The organism is Paenibacillus sp. A3M_27_13, assembly GCF_024213315.1.
GTDB lineage: Bacteria > Bacillota > Bacilli > Paenibacillales > Paenibacillaceae > Paenibacillus > Paenibacillus polymyxa_B.
Genome location: NZ_JANAVE010000001.1, coordinates 751,616 through 772,902, shown reverse-complemented (window position 1 = coordinate 772,902; position 21,287 = coordinate 751,616). Strand labels below are relative to the sequence as shown.

General features: G+C 46.9%; 18 protein-coding genes. 13 read left to right on the top strand and 5 right to left on the bottom strand.

The features are described 5' to 3' along the window. The first annotated feature begins 152 nt into the window (after positions 1-152). A complete protein-coding gene (locus tag NLX82_RS03590; protein WP_254347487.1) occupies positions 153-2,213 on the top strand; it encodes a glycosyl hydrolase 115 family protein in 2,061 nt (686 codons plus the stop codon). 360 nt (positions 2,214-2,573) lie between these two features. Here NLX82_RS03590 and NLX82_RS03585 read toward each other — a convergent pair whose 3' ends face one another. Continuing rightward, complete coding sequence (locus tag NLX82_RS03585) at positions 2,574-2,828, bottom strand: MFS transporter (RefSeq protein ID WP_075154430.1); 255 nt, start codon at positions 2,826-2,828, stop codon at positions 2,574-2,576. A gap of 90 nt (positions 2,829-2,918) precedes the next feature. Between NLX82_RS03585 and NLX82_RS03580 the strand changes: the two genes are divergently transcribed. Continuing rightward, positions 2,919-3,797 carry a LysR family transcriptional regulator gene (locus NLX82_RS03580; protein WP_254347486.1) on the top strand — a complete coding sequence of 293 codons (879 nt, stop codon included), beginning with the start codon at positions 2,919-2,921 and terminating at the stop codon, positions 3,795-3,797. Between the two features lie 86 nt (positions 3,798-3,883). Here NLX82_RS03580 and glpK read toward each other — a convergent pair whose 3' ends face one another. The 4 genes from glpK to NLX82_RS03560 are packed head-to-tail and all read right to left on the bottom strand — an operon-like array spanning position 3,884 to position 8,715. Beyond that, complete coding sequence (gene glpK / locus NLX82_RS03575; protein ID WP_254347485.1) at positions 3,884-5,401, bottom strand: glycerol kinase GlpK; 1,518 nt, start codon at positions 5,399-5,401, stop codon at positions 3,884-3,886. A gap of 12 nt (positions 5,402-5,413) precedes the next feature. Next, positions 5,414-6,349 (bottom strand): transketolase family protein, encoded by a 936-nt coding sequence (locus tag NLX82_RS03570; protein WP_023989377.1) that lies wholly within the window; start codon positions 6,347-6,349, stop codon positions 5,414-5,416. A gap of 2 nt (positions 6,350-6,351) precedes the next feature. Further along, entirely contained in the window at positions 6,352-7,197 is an 846-nt protein-coding gene (locus NLX82_RS03565) for a transketolase (RefSeq protein ID WP_023989376.1), read from the bottom strand. Between the two features lie 54 nt (positions 7,198-7,251). After that, on the bottom strand, positions 7,252-8,715 hold the full coding sequence (locus NLX82_RS03560) for an L-fucose/L-arabinose isomerase family protein (protein ID WP_023989375.1): 1,464 nt from the start codon (positions 8,713-8,715) through the stop codon (positions 7,252-7,254). A 312-nt stretch (positions 8,716-9,027) separates the two neighbouring features. Here NLX82_RS03560 and NLX82_RS03555 point away from each other — a divergent pair, with 312 nt between their 5' ends. From NLX82_RS03555 to NLX82_RS03505, 11 genes are all read left to right on the top strand, one after another. Beyond that, positions 9,028-10,098, top strand: coding sequence for a LacI family DNA-binding transcriptional regulator (locus NLX82_RS03555; RefSeq protein WP_023989374.1), 1,071 nt, complete (start codon positions 9,028-9,030; stop codon positions 10,096-10,098). 42 nt (positions 10,099-10,140) lie between these two features. Beyond that, positions 10,141-12,090, top strand: coding sequence for a BglG family transcription antiterminator (locus NLX82_RS03550; RefSeq protein ID WP_028540520.1), 1,950 nt, complete (start codon positions 10,141-10,143; stop codon positions 12,088-12,090). A 178-nt stretch (positions 12,091-12,268) separates the two neighbouring features. Beyond that, positions 12,269-12,628 (top strand): PTS sugar transporter subunit IIA, encoded by a 360-nt coding sequence (locus NLX82_RS03545; RefSeq protein WP_023989372.1) that lies wholly within the window; start codon positions 12,269-12,271, stop codon positions 12,626-12,628. Then, positions 12,625-12,924, top strand: coding sequence for a PTS sugar transporter subunit IIB (locus NLX82_RS03540; protein WP_023989371.1), 300 nt, complete (start codon positions 12,625-12,627; stop codon positions 12,922-12,924). The genes NLX82_RS03545 and NLX82_RS03540 overlap by 4 nt, the downstream gene beginning before the upstream one ends. Positions 12,925-12,968: 44 nt before the next feature. Further along, positions 12,969-14,378 carry a glycoside hydrolase family 1 protein gene (locus NLX82_RS03535; protein ID WP_028540521.1) on the top strand — a complete coding sequence of 470 codons (1,410 nt, stop codon included), beginning with the start codon at positions 12,969-12,971 and terminating at the stop codon, positions 14,376-14,378. A gap of 45 nt (positions 14,379-14,423) precedes the next feature. Continuing rightward, the gene (locus tag NLX82_RS03530; protein WP_053325740.1) at positions 14,424-15,728 is read left to right on the top strand and encodes a PTS sugar transporter subunit IIC; all 1,305 of its coding nucleotides are present in this window, start codon (positions 14,424-14,426) and stop codon (positions 15,726-15,728) included. A 71-nt stretch (positions 15,729-15,799) separates the two neighbouring features. Then, complete coding sequence (locus tag NLX82_RS03525) at positions 15,800-17,086, top strand: glycoside hydrolase family 140 protein (RefSeq protein WP_254347484.1); 1,287 nt, start codon at positions 15,800-15,802, stop codon at positions 17,084-17,086. A 123-nt stretch (positions 17,087-17,209) separates the two neighbouring features. Continuing rightward, on the top strand, positions 17,210-17,872 hold the full coding sequence (locus NLX82_RS03520; protein WP_254347483.1) for an S-layer homology domain-containing protein: 663 nt from the start codon (positions 17,210-17,212) through the stop codon (positions 17,870-17,872). A 259-nt stretch (positions 17,873-18,131) separates the two neighbouring features. Beyond that, positions 18,132-18,800, top strand: a complete 669-nt coding sequence (locus tag NLX82_RS03515) for a uracil-DNA glycosylase (protein ID WP_013310967.1) — start codon at positions 18,132-18,134, stop codon at positions 18,798-18,800. Between the two features lie 16 nt (positions 18,801-18,816). Then, positions 18,817-19,239, top strand: coding sequence for a hypothetical protein (locus NLX82_RS03510; protein ID WP_023989366.1), 423 nt, complete (start codon positions 18,817-18,819; stop codon positions 19,237-19,239). 120 nt (positions 19,240-19,359) lie between these two features. Next, positions 19,360-21,246 carry an Ig-like domain-containing protein gene (locus NLX82_RS03505; RefSeq protein ID WP_254347482.1) on the top strand — a complete coding sequence of 629 codons (1,887 nt, stop codon included), beginning with the start codon at positions 19,360-19,362 and terminating at the stop codon, positions 21,244-21,246. Positions 21,247-21,287 lie beyond the last annotated feature (41 nt).

Genomic DNA, 21,287 nt, shown 5'->3' with positions numbered 1-21,287 from the left:
TTTTTTCTTTCTCGAATTAAGCTTCAACTCTCAAGTGATTTACCGAAAAAAAGCTATATTTACGTTGGAACAGCTTTATATGTATGTTGCCAACCTATAAAATAAAGACAAGAAGAATCCTCATAGTTGAAAAAAATAGGAGATGACAATAAATGAAAGCTTGTGAACCTCTAACTATTTCATCTGAAAGCGGATACAATCTTCAAACCGATGAAAGTGTGCCCATTGCCCACGCTTGGAACATGATTGCGCGAGATCATAAGCAAGTGTTTGGCCGCAAGCCATTGCAAACAGAAGTAGAGCCCTCGATCATTATCCGTTATGCGCAGGAAGGAGATAGCTGCCCGCATTGGCCAGAGGGCTATTGTCTGCGTTTTGTTGCTGGTAGCAAGGGAACGGTACTTCATATTATTGGCCGTGATGAATTAGGAATTATTTATGGACTGCTTCATTACAGCCGTTTCGCTCTGGGTGTGGAGCCGTTCTGGTTCTGGGCGGAGCTTCTCCCGCCTAAGCGGGATACCATCGTTTTGCCAAGTCAGAATGTTGACAGTATACCGTCCAAGGTCCGATATCGGGGATGGTTTGTCAATGATGAGGTATGCTTGATTGGCTGGAAGGATGATTATCCACCGACGGAGCAGGTGTGGCAGCCCGTTTTTGAAGCGTTACTGCGGTGCGGTGGAAATATGGTGATTCCCGGAACCGATTTACCACGCATAGGTATCCATCATAAGCTTGCAGCAGACATGGGCTTATGGATCACACATCATCATGCCGAGCCGTTGGGGGCGGAAATGTTTTTGCGCGCCTTTCCGGGTAAACAAGCTAGCTACAGAGAGCATCCCGAGTTGTTTGAACAGCTGTGGCAGGAAGCGATTGAACGACAGAAGGAAGAGAAAATTGTATGGGTATTGTCTTTTCGCGGGCAGGGTGACAAGCCTTTTTGGGAAGATGATCCTTCCTTTAATACGCCGGACAAACGCGGACAATTAATATCGTATGTGGTTCGCAAGCAGTACAATATGATCTGTGAATTTGTGGAGCAGCCCGTGTGCTGTATGGCGATGTATGGTGAGATTGCCGAGTTATACAAGCAGGGGCATATTGAAGTACCCGAAGGGGTGATCAAAATATGGGCAGACAATGGTTACGGTAAAATGGTATCTCGGCGCCATGGGAATCTCAATTATCGTGTACCAGCATTGCCCGAGGCGCAGGATGGGGGTAAGAATGGAGTATATTACCATGTGACCTTCCACGACTTGCAAGCGTCGAACCATCTAACCCAATTTCCCTCCTCAGCCAGCTTGATTGTAGAGGAATTAACAGCAGCGTTTACTACAGGGGCGGACGAGTATCTGCTGGTCAATTCAGGTAATATTTTGCCGCATGTATATACGCTGGATTTAGTAGCAAATTTATGGACGAGTGGTAACGTGGATACCGAAGAGCAGCTTACTGATTTTATCGGGCGGCTGTACAGTAGTCAGCTTCAAGAGATTTCCCAATTATACCGGGATTATTCCCGTTGCACTATCGTTTATGGCCCGCATAAGGATGATCGAGCAGGGGAGGAATTCTATCACCATCCGGCTCGGCAAATTATGGGGTATTGGCTACAAGGCAAAGAAAGCAGTGATGAACGGCTGTACTGGGCTACTGGAGAAAGGCCTTTTCCTGAACAGGTACGCTGGTTCAAGGAAAAAGCCGAGTCGGCAATCCCGGATTGGGTTGAACTACGAGAGCGGTGTCTACGAATCATGAAGCAGTTGCCTGAAGATGAATGTCGCAGGCTGTATAATCAACTGCTTGTGCAGATTGAACTGCATCTGAGTGGTTCACGTGGACTGGCAAGCTTATGTAGCGCTTATGGGCTGTTCCTTGAAAAAGATTACCCAAGAGCATTTATACTAGCTTCTCATGCCGTTTGGAGCTACCGGATGGGTAAAGAAGCGTTATCGCTCGCAGGAACTGGAAGATGGGAGCATTTCTACCGGGCAGATTGGTTAACCAATCTAGATAACACTATTTCTCATGCGGACACTGTGCGGAGATTTCTTCGTCTTCAGGGAGACAGTCCGGATATGTTCCTGTGGTCCAAACAATATTTAATGCCAGAAACAGAGAAATATATCTACCTGGAGAATACGCATCGCAAGCCCCTTACCGATGATGAATTGGCACGCTGTCTGGAGAAGGTATTATATTAAAAGGATCTTAGAACTTCTATGACTTCTGATAAAAGAACCTTCCAATCCATGAAGTTAGATGGACAGGAAGGTTCTTTATAACCTGATCTACATATTCGTTGAGCTTCTTGCCAAGTGTGGATGTGATTCTCAGCCATCTAACCGTCAATGTTTTTATAGGGCAATAGGTATTTCTTGGGGGAGAACTCGTGATTCTTAGCACGCCACGAAACTATGAAGGCAAGTAGCATAAGAATCAGTAACGCTCACGGGAAAGAGCTGCTTCCAAGTGTCTCCAGAAGAATTTCGCCAAGCAAACCGCCTCCACCAATGGCCAAATTCCAAGCGGTTACAAGCATAGACTGTGCCACATCTGCGCTCTCACAAGGCAACAGTTAAATAGACAACAGCAGGTTGGTGACTTCTGATTCCCAGCGCCAAAGATGCGATAGCGAAGCCGAAGGTACTCACAAGTACCAGTAGACGCAGCCAGCGGTCAATGAATACACCGATCAACCCGATTCCGGCAACCGAAGTTATTCCAAAAATAAGCAGCACCACATCTGTTTGGGAAGCCAGTCCAGCTTGATTTAGATAGGGAGCGATATAGGTGTAAAGAATATTATGCGCTAGCACCCAAATTAAAACGACAGTTAAAGGTATATTTGATATAACTGAAATACTATTATTTCATGGAGGGAATAACCGTATGTTTATAACGGGTGTATGTCTGTGAATATGAATCATCTTGAAGTGTTTATGAAGGTTGCGGAGAAAATGAATATGACGGAGGCTTCCAAAGTGCTGTTTATTTCCCAGCCTGCGGTTAGCAAGGCTTTGATCCAATTTGAAAATACTTTGCAGGTGAAATTGTTTATTCGCGACAAGCAGAATGGACTCGTACTGACCGAAGTGGGAAAAGAAATGCTGAGTCTGGCCAGACAAATGAAGGAAATCGAAGATAAAATGGTTCAGCTTGCGTGTCAGGAGAATAAGCTTTTACGCGGTAAAGTAAAAATAGGCTCCTTCCCGGCAGCCTCTACGAACTTGCTTCCAGAAGCGATCTGCTTATTCCGCTCCCAATACCCCGATGTCACCATTGAACTGATGGAAGGAAACACGAATCAAATTAAACAATGGGTGGAGGATCGCACTGTTGAAATTGGAATAGTAGCTTCTCCTTTCGATCATTATGACGTCCATATTCTTGAACACGATTCCATGGTTGCTATCATGCCGGAGAATCATCCATTGCAAGCAGAACATGAGGTTTCTCTGGAACAGAACAGGAACGACCTTATATTCTGTAAAGGAGGACATGAATCTGCTGTATTAAACACCTTGCATGAGCAGCAAATTCCTTTCCAGGAGAGTCTCACGGTCCAAACGGCTGAAACCTTAGTCCATATGGTCCAAAAAAAGTTGGGCATTGGCATTATATCGAAGTTTACGCTTTCCTCGGTGTCCCATACACTAATCGTTAAAGAGATCATTCCCCAAATTTCGCGGGATATCGGAATTATCGCGCATTCTTTTGATGAAGCGACCCCGGCAGCCCGTGAGTTTGTAAAAGCGTTGGGTCAGTTATATCGTTCGAGTGAGTAACTTAATAAAAGGGCCTTTGTAAAAGCAAGGGCCCTTTTTGTTTGGTTTGTATTGGGGAGATATGAGGAGTGGAGTACAGAGATTATTTATAAAACGGGAGATTCATGCTGTTGTTGCAATACAGACTGAACAGCCCGCTGCCAGCCAGTATAATATTTCTCTCTGGTAGCCTCATCCATCTTTGGTTCGTATGCTTCATACATTTTAAGATTGGATGCGATTTGCTCTGGATCGGACCAAAAGCCTGTGCCGAGCCCACCGAGATAGACCGAACCCATGGCCGACAGCTCGGCACATGTGGATCGGGTCACAAGGTTGCCCAGAATATCGGCCTGAAATTGCATCAGCCAAGTGTTGGAGGAAGCCCCGCCGTCCGTGCGCAGGCCGACCAACTCAATCCCGGACTGTTCCTGAATAAACTCTATAGCGTCCCGTACTTGGTAAGCGATGCTCTCCAGCGCAGCCCGGACGATGTGTCCTTTGCCAGTTCCACGGTTCATACCGATAATTGCCGCCCGGGCGTAGGGATTCCAATAGGGAGCGCCCATTCCGACAAAGGCAGGCACAAGATAGACGCCATCGTTTGCAGGAACGCTTTCGACTAAGCGCTGCATTTCCTCAAAGGTAGAGAACAGTCCTAAGTTGTCCTGCGTCCATTTGATGCTGTCGCCTGTTGTCCGGATGATGGCTTCAAGCGCATACGTAACAGTTCCGCCGGCCCCCCAGGCGATAGCGGTTACAAGTCCGTCACCGCCATCCACCGGATGATTCCCTACGTTCATTAATACAGAGGTACCCGTGCCAAAGGTTGCTTTGGCTGTTCCGGGCTTGAAACACAGATGCCCATACAATGCCCCTTGTGAATCCCCAATGACGCCCGAAATCGGTATTTTCTCATTGAAAAGGTCGCAATCTGCCGTATATCCGAAAATAGCGTCGGATGGTTTAACCTCAGGCAGCAGGGAAGAAGGAACGGAGAACAGCTGGGCAAGCTCTTCATCCCACTCCAGCGTGTGGATATTGAACAGCGATGTACGGCTGGCATTTGTAAAGTCGGTTGCATGGTTTTTACCGCCGGTAAGCTTCCAAACCAGCCAACTGTCCATGTTCCCTGCAAGTAGCCTCCCTTCAGCCAGCAGGTTGGCAGCTCCTTCCGTATGTTCAATGATCCATTTGAACTTGGCAGCGGAGAAATAAGGGTCAAGCATAAGCCCTGTTTTGGCGTGGATGGTTCTTTCGTGGCCAGCTTGCTTCAGCTCGGCGCACAGGTCCGCCGTACGTTGGCATTGCCAGACAACAGCATTATATATTGGCTGACCAGTCCTCTTATCCCACACCAATGCCGTTTCGCGTTGATTGGTGATTGTCAGCGCAGCTAGTGCGGACGGGTGGACGCAGGCTTGCTCCAATACGCTGCGGGCCGTTATTTTGACATTTTCATAAATTTCGAGCGGATCATGCTCTACCCAGCCGGGATGGGGGTAATATTGCTTATGCTCCATCCCGCTGCGGGCGATTACTGTACCCTGATGGTCTACAAGGAGTGCTTTGGTGCCTGAAGTACTCTGGTCGATGGCCAATATATATTGTTGATTGTGCTCCATATGCTTCGCCCTCTACTTATTAATCAATTCGAATGCAATTTGTTTGATATTGTCACCCGTAATGCCGTAGTGGTGGAAAACTTCCGCCGATTTACCGGCAATCGCCGGCTCATCCGGGATGCCGAGCACTCTCATAGGAACCGGGTGATTCTGCACAACAACTTCTGCCACGGCTGCGCCGAGACCGCCGTAAATGCTATGTTCCTCAACGGTAATGATGCGTCCAGTTTCACGTGCAGCGGTAATGATCGCCTCTTCATCCAGCGGCTTGATTGTATGCATGTTGATTACCCGGGCGGATATGCCTTCGTCGTTGAGTGCCTTGGCGGCATCGAGTGCGATTCGCACGGTTTCACCGACACCAATAATTGTAACGTCGTTGCCTTCTCTCACAGTTATAGCTTTGCCTATTTCGAATGGGTAATCATCGGTTTCGTAAACGTCCTCAACGGGATTACGCCCGATTCGCACGTATACGCCGCCGTCATATTTTACAAGCGCTTCGGTCAGTTTCTTCGTTTCGTGACGATCAGCAGGCAGGACAATCGCCAGTCCCGGAATTGCCCGAGCTACTGCGATATCTTGCACGGAGTGGTGTGACATGCCAAGCGCCCCGTAGCTGACGCCTCCGCTAATGCCGATGAGCTTCACATTTGTCCGCGAATAAGCAACGTCAACTTTGACTTGTTCAATACTGCGCATACTGAGGAAGCAGGCTGGTGAAGTCACAAACGGTTTTTTGCCGCTGTGGGCCAGGCCTGCAGACATGCCTACGATATTCTGTTCGGCAATGCCGACCTCGACGAACTGCTGCGGGAACGTATTGGCAAAGGGAGCCATTGCAGCAGAACCGCGCGAATCGCTGGCCAGTACCATGATATCACGGTCGTCTTTGGCCAACTCCAGCAGTGTGTCACAGATTACTTGGCGATTAGGAATTTTATTCATGCTTAATGCACCTGCCCTTTCTGCGTCAATTCTTCGATCGTTGCCTTTAGCTCTGTGAGAGCCAGCTCCAATTCTTTATCATTAGGCACATGGTGATGCCATGCCGGGACATTTTCGGCGAACGATACGCCTTTGCCCTTGGTGGTATTGGCCATAATTAACGTTGGCTTTCCGGCTACTTCAGGGGCGGACCTGAATGCCTTAAGCAATTCTTCCATATTGTTGCCGTTGATAGAGACGACGTTCCAGCCGAAGGCAGTCCACTTCTCTTCCAGCGGCTCCAGTCCCATGACTTCTTCGGTAGCACCGCTGATCTGGAGTCGGTTGCGATCGATAATGCCGATCAGGTTATCCAGCTTATAATGAGAGCCTGCCATAGCGGCTTCCCAGTTGGAGCCTTCGGCCTGTTCGCCGTCTCCCATTAAACAAAATACACGGTAAGGACGGTCATCCCGCTTGGCAGCTAGTGCCATGCCTACGGAAATGGGCAGGCCGTGGCCGAGGGCCCCGGTGTTCATTTCAATCCCTGGAACCTTGTTGTTCGGGTGGCCAATGAGTCGGGTGCCGAACTGGCTATAGGTCTCCAGCTCTTCTTTTGGGAAAAAGCCCCGGTCGGCCAGAATACACCATAGAGATTCTACGGAATGCCCTTTGCTGGCGATAAAGCGATCACGGTCATCCCATTTTGGATTAGCAGGATCAACGTTCATGATTTCATAATATAAAGCCGTTAAAATGTCTGTATTGCTCAGCGATCCCCCCGTATGTCCCGTTTTGGCGCGGTGAATGATGGTTAGCAGGTCCATGCGGATTTGTGCGGCTTTTACTTTCAGTTCCTGGATTTCCATAATGTCCTCCTCAAGATAGGTATTATAGGGATGGGCTTTGTCGCTTTAGACGTCTCAAACGTGAAGGTTCGGGCGCTTATTACGGGCGAGATCGGATCCTCTAAGCCAGCTTTGAATTTCCTGTTCCGTGGGATCGACCGGATCAGGTGTCAGGCCGGGTATATAATTGCAGGCCTCATAAATGGCCGGGATCACATTGGCGTGGATACCTACGGAATGATGGACGTAAGGCCCTTTTACGAGTTTTTCCTCCCACAGCGGCCAATCGTTTACTTCCACCCATACGTAGGAGCCGCGGGTATAAGGACCTTCAATACCCCGGGCACGCCCGAGGAACATGGAGTACTCACCGTGGTCGCCGTCAAATCGGGCAATGGTCATACCGCCACCGCGGATTTCGCCTTCATGAGTTCCGGGAGAATGGTCGTCGAAGAGAAAATGTTTGCGTAACTTCGGTTTGTTCTCTACGGAGAGCGAGACCGGGAAATTGCCACAGTGGAAGAGAAGTTCGCCGTTATCATTCTCAGGATGTCGAACAGTAATATCTGCGAAGAAGGTTGGCAATGTGTTCATGGAGGCAGCCTGCACCATAATGGAAGTAATGGCTCCATGGATATCTGTTTCACAAGTAACCGGAATTTGTTCGTCAGTCAGGATTGCATTGGCCAGACACGGCATAATAGATATGGCATCCTGCAAAGAGGACCAGCACTGAATTGCGATAGCGCTGCTTCCCGTCTCACGGGCGAAGGATTTCATGGCGACCTTTAAAGCGGCTATCCGTCTTACATCATCTTCGGTCACTTCACTGTAATCGAGTTTTTCTTTAATGTAATCCATCGTTTCCAGAAGCTCTGAGCTATTGCTGGAGGCGATTTTTTTGGTTCTAAGCTGAATGTCGACAATGGTAATGGGATGAATCTCAATGCCGAAGCGTTCCAGCAGTTCGCCTTCATTGCACATCATCGTCCAGAATGAAGCGGGGCGGGGGCCAATCTGGAGAATGCGTAAGCTCTTGAATTGGCGCACGACGTTGGCGGCCGCCACAAAGTTGGTAAAGCCTCTTTCGAAAACCGGATCATTCACCCAACTGTTCGTTACATAGGTGAAGGGAACGTTGAATCTTCGCAGCACTTTACCTGTGGCGAAAATACCGCATTGGGTGTCGCGAAGGCGCATGCCGTCCGCAAGCGGCGCTTCATCCCGCGGTCCCCACAGCAGGACAGGCTTGCCGAGCGCCTTGCCTACACGAGCTACAGTATCTTCTGTACCAAAGTTGCAATGTGGGAAAAAAACAGCGTCGACTTCTTCTTCTTTGAATCGCTTTGCGATTAAATCCGCGTTTATATGGTCGTCATACAGCAAGCCTTCCTCATTAAGGCCCTCCAGGTCTACAATGTCGATATCCATGCCAAAACTCTCAATTTTCTTGCGAATTTCCACTTTGTACTTAAAGGCATCGTCGGCGCTGAACGTAAATCGGCGCGTCGGAGCATAACCCAACTTTAATTTCTTCATGATCATGTCTCCTCTGTACTTGAATAAACAACATTTGCTGAACAAAATAGAATAAATAAACTAAACAAAACCAAATTAGTTTAGTTGTAAAAACTAAATTCAATGTCTATTTCTATGTCGAGGCCATAGTAACATCGAATTAAAACGGTGTCAATTAATTATTTAGTGATATTTAGTTATAAAAACTAAAAAAAATAACTAAACAAATATAAATAAATTCAGCTAATTATTGCATCGCATCTCAAATCGGTGTAAACTTCATTTATTCACTTCACTGCTGTGTTCATCTTATTTAGAATGGAGAATTAGGGCATGAAAATGGAAGACATTGCCAAGCTGGCCAACGTATCCAAATCAGCTGTTTCACTGGCCTTCAGCGGCAAGCCGGGTATTGGCCCGGATACGCGTGAACGTATTCTCCAGGTAGCCCACGAGGCAGGATACAGTCCCAAAAGCAAGACGATAACGGCTTCAAGAAGTGATAAGTCCTTGCTTTTTCTCGTGTGTACAAATTCGGGCATTGTCCTTGAGGAATACTATCAACAGCCATTTTTTAAAGAATTAATCCAGTTTATTGAGGAACGTTGCCGACAAAAAGGGTATTCGTTGATCTTCTCGACGGTCGACGTAGAATTTTTCCAGAGGGATATCCAGATGGTTGCAGAGGAGAAACGCAGTGCAGGCACCATTGTTCTGGGAACCAATCTGACCCGTGAGCAGATCAGTGATATTCATGGCAAGCTACCGAATCTGATTGTGCTGGATACCTGCTTTGATACGCTTCCCGTACAATTTATCCAGATTAATAATGTTATGGGTGCTTATCAGGCAGGAGCTTATTTATGCGACATGGGTCATACCTCAATCGGTTATATTGCTTCAAATGTACGAATTCATAATTTTGAGGAACGTAAACGCGGATTTTTGGCGGCACTCATGGAACGGGGGCTGAAGATTCCGGAGGCACAAATGCTGGCTGTAGCGCCAACCATTCTTACTTCGCAGGAGGATCTGAATCGGCAGTTAACCGTTTATCTGGAGAGCGGGAAAACTTTGCCGACGGCCTGGTTCTGCGAATGCGACTATATTGCTATCAGCGCTATGAAGACCATGAGCGAGCTTGGCATCCGGGTACCGCAGGATACTTCAATTATCGGCTTTGACAACATTACGGAATCGGTCATTGTTACGCCGGAGCTAACGACCATTCATGTAGAAAAAGAAAGAATGGCCGTTCTGGCTGTCGATCTCCTGACCGATACTATTGAGCAGGGAACGCAGGTTACAGCAAAAATCACAGTGGATACGAAATTTGTAGAGCGCAATTCCTGTGCTGCTCCTGCCACTTTCGTACCTAAAGGCGAGCTAACCGAGCAGGCCTGAGTAGAGGATAGATTTTGACAAAAGAACGGGGGGTCACCTTGAATGAATACGCGAATGGTTTCGATTCTACAGCATTTGCTGGCTGCGGACACTCCTGTCAACAGCGAGCATCTGGCAAAGTTGATCCAGGTTACTTCCCGTACCGTACGTAGCGATATCAGAGAACTGGATGAATTTCTGGCCAAGCATGGAGCATCGATTCAGCCTGTTCGTTCAAGGGGGTATGAACTGAAAATCACGGACGACCGCAGCTTTCGTACGCTCCTACAGCAGTTGTTCCTGTATAACGAACCGGATGATCCCAATTCTCCTGAATACCGACAGCGTTATTTAATCTCGCGCCTCCTGCTTACAGAAAATTATTTGAAGCTCGAAGAGTTGGCGGATGAGTTATACATTAGCAAATCCACCGTACAAAATGATTTCAAAGAGGTTAAGCATATGCTACAGGCTTACGGAATCGGCATTGATAAGCGCCCGAATTACGGTGTCAAGCTGAGGGGCGACGAGGTTCGCTTACGTTTCTGCATGTCTGAATTCATCGTCAACCGTTCTGAAGAAGAAAGGGCTGGGGGCGTGGAGGCCGCATCGAGAATGGTTACCCCTTGGGAAATGACACTCATTCGAGGTATTATTCTGGAGCAAATCCAGAACCACGGGGTCACTTTGTCGGATGTTGCCTTCAACAACCTGTCCATTCATATCGCTATAGCTTGCAAGCGTATTCGCGATGGGAACCGGGTCGCGATGCTTTCCGATGAAAGGGAAGATTTTCGGGCTACCGAGGAATTTCGAGCCGCTGAACATATTGTTAGCCACATTGAAAAGCAAATGGATTTGACCTTTCCGGAGGATGAGGTTGCTTATATCGCCATGCATCTGGCCGGGAACAAGTGGTTTGAGGGAGTTACGGAGCAACAGACAGAAGAGACAGGGCCTCAGAAGCTCTTGGATCGGGGAATTTATGAGCTTGGCAGAGAAATGCTGGCTGAAATTGACAGGGGCTTTAACCTGAATATCAGCCGGGATCAAGAACTGTTAATGGGCATATGTCTTCATCTGAAATCGGCGCTAAACCGCGTAAAATATAGGATGAATATCCGTAATCCGATGCTGGATCATGTGAAGAATAATTATCCTTTGGCTTTTCAGGCGGGGGTCATAGGTGCCAAGTTAATCGAGAGCAAACTGAATTTGACCATACCAGAGACAGAAATGGGTTATTTGGCGATTCATATCGGGGCCGCCATGGAAAGGCAGCAGATGAACAACAGACCTAAACGCTGCCTTGTCGTATGCACTTCGGGTGTTGGAAGTGCCCGCTTGCTGTATTACAAGCTACGTAGCAAGTTCGGTGAAAGGCTTGAGGTTGCTGGCACGACCGAGTATTACAAGTTGCAGCAGGTTCCTTTGCATGGCATTGATTTTGTGGTAAGCACAGTTCCAATCCCGCAGACATTATCCGTTCCGGTCGTGGTGGTTCAGACTCTGCTTGGCGGCGGTGACATCGATAAGATTGAAGAGCTGCTGACGGATGAAAACGAATTTACTTTCCGCTACATTATGGAAGAGCTTGTATTTCTGAGACATAACTTTACTACAAAAGAAGAGGTTATTACTTTTTTGGGAGAAAGAATGCATGCTTCCGGATTGATCCGCTCTTCCGAGGGATTCATCGGATTGGTGATGGAAAGGGAAAATGCTGCTCCTACGGCTTACGGAAATCTGATAGCCATTCCTCATCCTATTATTCCGCAAAGCAACCGGACGGTATGGGCGGTCTGTACACTGAAATCTCCCATAGATTGGTCCGGCAAGCCCGTGCAGTTCGTCTGCCTGCTCAGTATTAACAAAAACGGCGACGAGCCTCCGGCGAAAATGTATAAGCATCTGATGGGACTACTCGACGACTCGGATATTATCCAGCAAATGCTGGAATGCAAAACCTACGGGGATTTTGCTCAAATTATTGTCAAACATAAACTGTATTAAAATAAAGCTCTGCACGACATCTGCTTGGATTTTGAACAAGCATCGTGCAGAGCTTCTCTATTTTTTTCCATTGTAAGCATTTCCGCTTCTAGTGGAAAAGGGTTGCGTTTAGAAGTCGGCAAGAATCGTATACACTGAATCTGTAAGCTAAAGAGATGAAATGCATGAGGTGAATTCAATGGACGAGTATCAGGAAATCATAATGGGACTTATAACAAATTCGGGTATTGCGAAGAGTAAAGCTATGGAAGCTATCAGCTTTGCCGAGAAGGGTAATGCGGAGCAGGCAGCAGAATGTCTTGAAGAATGCAAGAACGAGCTGGTCCAAGCGCATAAATCGCAGACGCGACTGATCCAGCAGGAAGCGGGTGGGACAGCTCATGAAGTGACACTGCTAATGGTGCATGCACAAGACCATCTCATGTCTGCCATTACGACCAAGGATCTGGCGAGACATATCGTGGAACTTTACAGCAGATTGAACCGTTACGAAGCAACAGTATCCATCACACCATTATCGGGGAGGAATAACCAATGAAACAAATTACGCTTGTATGCGCAGCAGGAATGTCTACAAGTATGTTGGTACAAAAGATGCAGAAGGCTGCACAGGCTCAAAATGTTGAGGTTGAAATCAGAGCTACTTCCGAAAGCTCTTTTAAAGAGTATGCGGACAAAACGGACGTATTGCTGATAGGACCGCAGGTTGGCTACTTGGAAGACGATTTTAAAACCAAATACGAGCCTAAAGGCATCAAGGTAAGCGTAATCGACAGAATGGATTATGGCATGATGAATGGTGAAAAAGTACTTGCCGAAGCCTTAAATCTATAATCGTCTGTACATATAGATCAACACTTTTTCATTGGAGGTGTTAAATGAAATATCATAAATTGAAAGCGTTTGATTCCAATTTTCTATGGGGTGGATCGACCTCGTCCTATCAGTTTGAAGGAGCATGGAACGAGGACGGAAAAGGGCCGTCTGTTATTGACACCCGTCCGCCCCGGGAAGAGATCACTGATTATAAGGTGGCAAGCGATCATTACCATCACTATAAGGAAGACATTGCCTTACTGGCGGAAATGGGCTTTAAGGCTTATCGCTTCTCGGTGGCCTGGACCCGCATTTATCCGCAGGGAACAGGGGAATTGAATCCGAAAGGCATACAGTTTTACAACCATTTAATTGATGAGTTATTAAAATACGGGATCGAACCGATCGTGACCATGTATCATTTTGATCTTCCGGCAGCTTTGGAAAAAGAAGGCGGATGGTCGAACCGTAGTACAATCAACGCATTTGAAACGTATGCGAAGACATTGTTCGAACACTTTGGGGACCGGGTGAAATATTGGTTAACTATTAACGAACAAAACATGATGATTTTGCACGGTTCCGCTTTGGGAACGTTGGACCCGAACCTGAAGAATCCGAAAAAGGAATTGTATCAGCAAAATCATCATATGCTTCTGGCTCAAGCCAGGGCGATGATTCTGTGCAAAGAAATGTTACCTGAAGCTAAAGTGGCACCGGCCCCTAACATCTCGTGCGTATATCCAGCGTCTTCGCGTCCGGAAGATGTGCTGGCGGCTGATAACTTCAACGCAATCCGCAATTGGTTATACCTTGATATGGCGGTGTTTGGCCGTTACAATACGCTGGTCTGGAGTTACTTCGAGGAAAAAGGCTATACGCCTGAGATTCAAGAAGGGGATATGAGCATTCTGGCCGCCGCGAAGCCAGACTTTATCGCTTTTAATTATTACAGCTCTGCAACGGTCAAAGCCAGTACCCAGAATTCGGTAGAAAAAGGCGGGATGGGAGATCAGCAAATCTCAGTTGGAGAAGTGGGTGTTTTTGCTGGGAGTGGAAATGAGTATCTGGAGCGAACGGAGTTCGGCTGGGGAATTGATCCGGCAGGCCTGCGTGTTACTCTTAGGAAGATCTATGACCGCTACCAGCTACCGCTGATCATTACCGAGAATGGACTGGGGGCTTTTGATTCCTTGGAAGAGGGCGATGTTGTAAGAGATGATTACCGCATCGATTACTTGCGCAAGCATATCGAGCAATGCCAGCTGGCTATTACGGACGGGGTGGAGCTGTTTGGTTATTGTCCTTGGTCCGCAATTGATCTGGTCAGCACCCACCAGGGAGTAAGCAAACGTTACGGATTCGTCTATGTTGACCGGGATGAGTTCAACCTGAGACAATTGCGGCGGATTCGCAAGAACAGCTTCCATTGGTACAAAAATATGATTTCCTCAAATGGAAGCGCTCTCTAGATTATTGTTCAACAGATGAAACTCTAAAACAGGAGTTGAAGGAATATGGCTAACGAAAAAAAACTATCGCATAAATTGCAAAGATACGCTGGGAAAATTCAGCAAAATCGCTATATGAGCGCTATATCAAATGGACTGATGTCCACCCTTCCTTTTTTGATTATTGGAGCATTTTCGACGCTTTTCTCCGCACTTGCCTGGGAGCCTTACCAGAACCTCATCGCACCCATCAAGGGTATTATCGGATTAGGATCGACGATGACAACTGGCATCGTCGCCCTCTATGCAGTCTTCTTCATTGCCTACAGACTGGCGCAAGCTTTTGACAAGGACCCACTGGTTCCTGCAGCAACGGCACTGCTCTCGTTTCTTATTTTGACGCCGATTCAAACATTCGATAAAGTCCGGGCGCTTCCACTTCAGTGGCTCGGTGCGCAGGGTTTGTTTGTCGCCATGTTGGTTGGCTTGCTCGCTTCCCGATTGTATATCTGGATTGTCGATCGCAACTGGACCATTAAAATGCCCGAAGGAGTACCGCCTACCGTTGTCAAAACATTCTCAGGATTAATTCCGGCGATACTCGTAGCTATGGTATTCGTTATCGTTTCCGGTCTATTCATGCATACGTCATTCGGTACGGTCCATGAGTTTATTTATACCTATCTGCAAGTGCCACTGGAAGGACTGGGTGGATCACTGGGGGCTATGATTGTCGCCCTCATCATTATGCAGGTGCTCTGGATGTTCGGAATCCACGGTGCAATCGTAACGCTTGCCATCGTCAAACCGATCTGGATGAGCCTGGATCTTGCCAATCTCGACGCTTTCCAGGCGGGAGCTCCGCTACCGAACATTATCGGGCTGGCTTTCTGGTATATCTTCTCAAACTATGCGCCGATGCTGGGCTTCGCTCTCCTGCTGGTCTTCTTGGCCAAGAGCAAGCAATTACGCACGATTGGCAAGCTCGGCCTTCCGGGGACTTTCTTCTCGATTCACGAGCCACTCAATTTCGGAATTCCAGTTGTTTTGAATCCGCTCCTGGCTATTCCGTTTATCAGTTCTCCTATCGTCTGCGCCGTCCTCGGTTATTTTGCAACAACTGCGGGCTTGCTGCCTGCGCCCATCGGAATTTACCCGGCATTTGGCACTCCGATTTTTGCTCTGGGCTTTATTGAGGGGAGCTGGAGACTTGCAGTTGCACAGCTTTTGCTCATTCCCGTTTGTATGCTGATTTACTATCCGTTTTTTAGAACGCTTGATAAACAAGCGTTGAACAGGGAACGCGAAGCACAGGAAAAGTCAGAGCAGGAGGGAACGGCTGGAGCCCAAGCTAGTATCGTTACTTCATAAATGAGCAATAAAAGGGAAAGCGGCGAACTGTTCGCCGTTTTCTGTCATTACAGCAATAAGGGGGATGCCGTATGATAAAGCTTGGCATAGCGGAGAATAAACGTTACTTTGTCAATGAAGGAGTTCCATTTTTCTATCTGGCGGATACCGTCTGGAGCGCATTTACCAACATCTCACTGGAGGAATGGGCTGATTATCTTGACTACAGAAGTAGCCAGGGGTTTAATGTTCTGCAAATCAATTTGCTGCGGCAGTGGGATGCCAGCGGCAGTGATTTGGATTACGAACCGTTCGAACGGATTGAGGACGGGAGCTACGATTTTTATTCGCTGAATCCAGACTATTTTGACAGGGCGGAGACAATGGTCGAGATGGCGGTGAGCAAGGGATTTGTACCCGCGCTTGTTTTGCTTTGGTGCAATTATATCCCGGATACATGGGCGGCCAAGCTTCGTGATGAGAAAAAGATGCCTCTGGAGGCGGTAGAACCGTATGTGCGTTACGCGGCAGACCGATTCTCAAAGTATCACCCTATCTATATTGTGAGCGGGGATACCGACTTCCCGTCAGAGCGAGCGAACGAGTATTACCGCACCACACTTCACGTTGTGAAGACACATAGTCCGGAGTGCTTGACTACTCTCCACATTCAGGGGAGACTGGCGGATCTGCCGGATGAGTTCATTAACGATCCTAATTTGGACTTTTACATGTACCAATCAGGTCACAATTCGCAGTTTCAGTCCAAGGCCTACACCTTGGCGTTGGACTTCTACAACAAGCGGGTAACACGGCCTGTGCTAAACTCGGAACCTTGCTACGAGATGATGGGATACAGCCGGAGAGAATACGGTCGTTTCGGCCGTGCCGACGTGCGTAAAGCTGCATGGCAAAGTCTTTTGTCCGGTGCGGAAGCCGGCGTAACCTACGGAGCACATGGAATATGGAGCTGGCACAAAAAAGGGAAACGATTTGGAGTTACTGGGGAAGGTTTTGATAGCCCCTATGAATGGCAGGTTGCCCTTAAATTTGAGGGAGCGTGGGATTATGGATTCGCGAAGTGGCTGTTCCAGATGTACGGACTGGTAGATTTGCAGCCTTGGAACATAGTACTTAAAAACACGGAAGAGATTCGAGTTGCCTCAACCAGAGGCTTCGAAAAAATTGCTATTTATGTGCCGGTGAACACGGTCCTGAAGCTAGACGCCGATCTCAGAGAATATGACTTTACGATTATCGACCTGGAATACCGCCGATTTGCAGCAGCTTCGGTAGCGTTTCAGGGCAATGTAACGGTTATTGATATGCATAATTTTGAGGGGGATGTCATCGTGATTGGCGTGAAAGATAAGAATTGAGCGTTCGGGCAATCTTCATTCAAATCTCTGTTAGATATCGCTTGCAACCTTTCCATCCTGAACTACGTCAAAGAGGTTGTTAATGGCCAGGCGGCCTAATTCAACTACAAGGTGGAACTTGACATGAACATGAGAAAAAGTGCATTTGCAGCCATTACAACTGTAGCCATTTTGTCCTTCTCCGTTGGAGGTCAAATGTCTGCGGCAGACCGTCAATTCAAGGATTTGGACAACGTAAGCGGCAAAGAAAAAATTATATCCCTTAAAGATCAGGGTCTGCTCAAAGGTGCCTCTGACACGCAGTTTCTCCCGTCATCTAAAGTGACCGCTGCCCAGGGCATTCAGTTGATCTCCGGCGGACTCCAGCTCAGTTTGGCCGCTATTGATTTTAATAAGGCGCCACAGGCCAGCGGACTGTTTACCCATGTTAAGGATACTGCATGGTATGCTGAAGCCTTTATCAACGCGCATTATAATGGCGTAGAGATTCCAAAGGATATCGTTCCTTCAAAAACCCTGACTAAGGAAGAGTTCACCCACATGCTGATTCAGGGCATGGAAAAAGCAGGCGCTCTTCCGATGATTAAAATCGCACCTGCGAATATTGCGGATGAGAGCGAACTGGAGCCTTCTTACCAAGGTAGCATTCAACGCTCGCTAGTCTACAAGGTCAATACCTTGGATGCAAGTGAAAAGTTTCATCCAAAAAGCGAGATTACACGTGCCGAAGCTGCTGTTATGTTATATAATGCATTGGAATACCTGAATGCTCATACAAAATCGTAATAAATACAGCAATAAAGAGCTTTTCTTCTGAGGGAATTAAGCTTTCAGTTACTTGACATCATTATCGTTAATGTTATAATAAGGAAATCGAATTTAGACCTGCGGTAGCTGATTACCGTAAGGATATTTTCCTGGTCCTTCGGCATATAACACAGGTAACGAATAAATAAGCTGGCTCCGGATGAGGAGTTCAGCTTATTTTTTTGGATCAAAAAGCTTACCGTTTTCACAGATCTACATATTGAGAGGAGACAGGGGTATGTTTGGAAATGACTGGGATGATGTACTACGAGAAGAGGTCGAAAAGCCATACTTTAATGAATTAAGGTATACGTTAGCCCGAGAGTACAAGTTACATAAGGTATATCCTCCAAAAGAAGACTTGTTTTCCGCACTTAAATTAACGCCATTTCATCTGACCAAAGCGGTTATATTGGGACAGGATCCATATCATGGAGAGGGACAAGCTCACGGTTTGAGCTTTTCTGTTAGACCTGGTGTGCGAACACCGCCATCTCTACTAAATATATACAAGGAGCTTCGCGATGATATCGGCACTCCCATTCCGAATCAGGGATACCTCGTGCCTTGGGCTGAGCAAGGTGTGCTGCTGCTAAACAACGTGTTAACCGTGCGTGAAGGACAACCGCAATCTCACCAGGGAATAGGTTGGGAACGTTTCACGGATGCTGTCATTGAAGCGATTAATGAACGCGAGCAGCCAGCAGTGTTTATTTTGTGGGGGAGCCATGCTCAGAAAAAAGCAAGCTTCGTGAATACCAGCAAGCATTTGGTGCTGAAATCCGTTCATCCAAGTCCATTGGCGGCTCACAGAGGCTTTTTTGGCAGCAAGCCTTTTTCGCGTACCAATGCATTTTTGCAGGAGCATGGAATGGAGCCTATTCGGTGGGAGATTCCTAACCGCTAGCACTGGAGGTGAGGACATGCGTCAGTGGAAGGGACGTCAGGTCATTTTATATCACGGCAACAACGGTCATACCCAGAAGGTGCGCGGCACGCTTGAAAAATGGGATGATATACGAAAGTGTGTTATTTTAGGCCCGAAAATGCTTGCTATTCCTTTTGAAAATATTACGCATATTACCATGCTTCCTCCGGGGCGTGAACGTAGAAGCCGCCATCCGGCGAAGCTGAACGCTATCGGTTATGTAATGAGCGTTCCGTTACAGTTTGATAATGCCATTCATTTTCAGTCGGCGGTGACGATTTGGAGAGAGGATCAGCTGATTGCTTATAATGTAAAGCTGGTTAGCCACTCGGCACACGATGTAATTCTTGAAGATGGACAAACCTTATCTAAAGAAGAGCATTTGTTTGTAGTAAGGTCACTACGTGGAGAACTTTAACTGTAATTATTCACCTTTTTTTGATGAAGGGTTCAATTTAGTTAGCTGCTAACCGATAAAAGTAATGGGATTGTTAATTATATCCTATTTTATAGAGATGAAACTAAGGGAGAGAAACGAATGGAGCGTATGAAACGTATGAGCAAACGGAGTACCTTCTTACTTGCTTTGCTGATGTTTGTATTTGCAGCATGGCCAGCGGGTTTGATCCGGGCTGAGGAGAGCACGACTTCCACGGTACAGTGGGACAGTCAAAATCCGACTACATTGAATCTGGGTGGAAGCCCCGCTCAATTAAAAGTGTGGTCATTGACAGAAAAGGGCAAAGAAGATGTTACACAAAAAGCAGAATGGATCTCTGGGGATTCAAGCATTTTAAAGGTAGATAAGGGACTCATTACTCCTGTGTCAAAAGGGCAGATTAAGATTGTTGCCACATATGAGCAGCAAACGGTAAGTACAACGATTACAGTAAAATCGCCTTACAGCAAGCTGCAATTAAATCCGTCTAGTCCCATTAATTTGACGATTGGTGGAGAATCAAAGCAATTGACTGCTCAAGGTGTACTTACTGGAGGTGGGACGGAAAATGTATCCGGTGTCGAATGGACTTCTTCGAATGCGGCTGTTGCTACCGTTGAAGATGGTCTGGTTCGTCCACTTGCCAAAGGCGTGACTTACATTAAAGCAAGCAAAGATGAACTCAAAGCACAAACGATTGTGTATGTGCGTTCTTCTTCTCAGGCATTAGTATTGAATGCAACTGGGTCCAAATCGGTCTTTCTGGGTAGCTCCCCAATTCAGGTTAGTGCAACCGATGTCAACCTGACTGGCGGCAAGACAGATGTGACCAACACGGCAGAATGGACTTCCTCCAATCCGTTGGTTGCCACAGTCGAGCAAGGTAAAATCACACCGATGGATGCAGGCAATTCGACGATTACAGCGTCCTATCACGGTTTGAGCAAGACTCTGAAGATTAATGTACTTCCGACGGTTGAAAAACTGGTTTCAAGCAAAGCCAGTCTGACTCTCGAAACAGGAGGCAAAACTTCTCTTCCGAGTATATCTGCTTATTTGGTCAATGGGGCTAAAAAAGCAGTTCAATCCGATGTAAAATGGAGCTTAAGCAGTGAAAGTGCAGTTAAAATAGCAAATGGTAAGCTGATTGCAGTGAACCCAGGCAGTGCAACATTGACAGCAACGGTAGGTGCACTCAAACTGGATATTCCAGTGACTGTGCAATACAAAGTGCTCAAGCTGACCGCTTCTGAGAAAAAATATGTATTGGTTGCAGGCCAAGAAGCAAGTATTCCGACAGTAAAAGCACACATGGCTGGTGGCGGAATCCTGGATGTTACCAATCAGGTAAGCTGGGTAGGTACAACAGCCGCAGTTACAGTAGCAAATGGTAAAGTAAAAGCGGTGAGTGGCGGTAACTCTGGAATCAAGGCTATGTATATGAACAAATATGTGAAAGTACCTGTCATTGTGGAAGGAGCCATTTCTACATTGACACCAAGCTTTTCGAGTGCTGATATGAATTTGAAAGGAAGTAAGTCCATCAAAGTTATCGGCATATATACGGATGGTAAAAAAGCTACGCTGAGCAGTAAAGTGAAATGGACATCATCGAATGCTTCCGTAGCGATCGTAAAAGGCTCTTCCATTAAAGCCGTTGGAATTGGAACAGCAACGATTACGGGCACATATCAAGATAAGTCGTTTAACGTTGAGATCAAGGTCACACCTAAGCTGCTCAAACTGGTATTGAGCAATAAAAACCTGAAGCTGCCTAAAGGCTCCTCTCAAGTGCTTAGTGTGAATGCAGTTTATGATTCAGGCGCTACTACCAATGTGACAAGCTCAGCGGTATGGACATCTTCCAAACCGTCGATCGTACAGGTTACTGGCGGTCAGGTGAAGGCGATTGATACCGGAAGTTCCAGTATCAAAGTAGTCTATGGTGGTAAGACTGTAGCGACATCGGCCAGAGTGTTAAAATAGTCTACGTATATTGCCACATCCACTTATACAAAATAACCCCC

What these genes read in the sequence shown, in the direction of transcription:
- NLX82_RS03590 (WP_254347487.1), top strand. Translation starts at nt 153, where the DNA reads ATGAAAGCTTGTGAACCTCTAACTATTTCATCTGAAAGCGGATACAAT.
- NLX82_RS03580 (WP_254347486.1), top strand. Translation starts at nt 2,919, where the DNA reads ATGTCTGTGAATATGAATCATCTTGAAGTGTTTATGAAGGTTGCGGAG.
- glpK (WP_254347485.1), bottom strand. Translation starts at nt 5,401, where the DNA reads ATGGAGCACAATCAACAATATATATTGGCCATCGACCAGAGTACTTCA.
- NLX82_RS03570 (WP_023989377.1), bottom strand. Translation starts at nt 6,349, where the DNA reads ATGAATAAAATTCCTAATCGCCAAGTAATCTGTGACACACTGCTGGAG.
- NLX82_RS03565 (WP_023989376.1), bottom strand. Translation starts at nt 7,197, where the DNA reads ATGGAAATCCAGGAACTGAAAGTAAAAGCCGCACAAATCCGCATGGAC.
- NLX82_RS03560 (WP_023989375.1), bottom strand. Translation starts at nt 8,715, where the DNA reads ATGAAGAAATTAAAGTTGGGTTATGCTCCGACGCGCCGATTTACGTTC.
- NLX82_RS03555 (WP_023989374.1), top strand. Translation starts at nt 9,028, where the DNA reads ATGAAAATGGAAGACATTGCCAAGCTGGCCAACGTATCCAAATCAGCT.
- NLX82_RS03550 (WP_028540520.1), top strand. Translation starts at nt 10,141, where the DNA reads ATGAATACGCGAATGGTTTCGATTCTACAGCATTTGCTGGCTGCGGAC.
- NLX82_RS03545 (WP_023989372.1), top strand. Translation starts at nt 12,269, where the DNA reads ATGGACGAGTATCAGGAAATCATAATGGGACTTATAACAAATTCGGGT.
- NLX82_RS03540 (WP_023989371.1), top strand. Translation starts at nt 12,625, where the DNA reads ATGAAACAAATTACGCTTGTATGCGCAGCAGGAATGTCTACAAGTATG.
- NLX82_RS03535 (WP_028540521.1), top strand. Translation starts at nt 12,969, where the DNA reads ATGAAATATCATAAATTGAAAGCGTTTGATTCCAATTTTCTATGGGGT.
- NLX82_RS03530 (WP_053325740.1), top strand. Translation starts at nt 14,424, where the DNA reads ATGGCTAACGAAAAAAAACTATCGCATAAATTGCAAAGATACGCTGGG.
- NLX82_RS03525 (WP_254347484.1), top strand. Translation starts at nt 15,800, where the DNA reads ATGATAAAGCTTGGCATAGCGGAGAATAAACGTTACTTTGTCAATGAA.
- NLX82_RS03520 (WP_254347483.1), top strand. Translation starts at nt 17,210, where the DNA reads ATGAACATGAGAAAAAGTGCATTTGCAGCCATTACAACTGTAGCCATT.
- NLX82_RS03515 (WP_013310967.1), top strand. Translation starts at nt 18,132, where the DNA reads ATGTTTGGAAATGACTGGGATGATGTACTACGAGAAGAGGTCGAAAAG.
- NLX82_RS03510 (WP_023989366.1), top strand. Translation starts at nt 18,817, where the DNA reads ATGCGTCAGTGGAAGGGACGTCAGGTCATTTTATATCACGGCAACAAC.
- NLX82_RS03505 (WP_254347482.1), top strand. Translation starts at nt 19,360, where the DNA reads ATGGAGCGTATGAAACGTATGAGCAAACGGAGTACCTTCTTACTTGCT.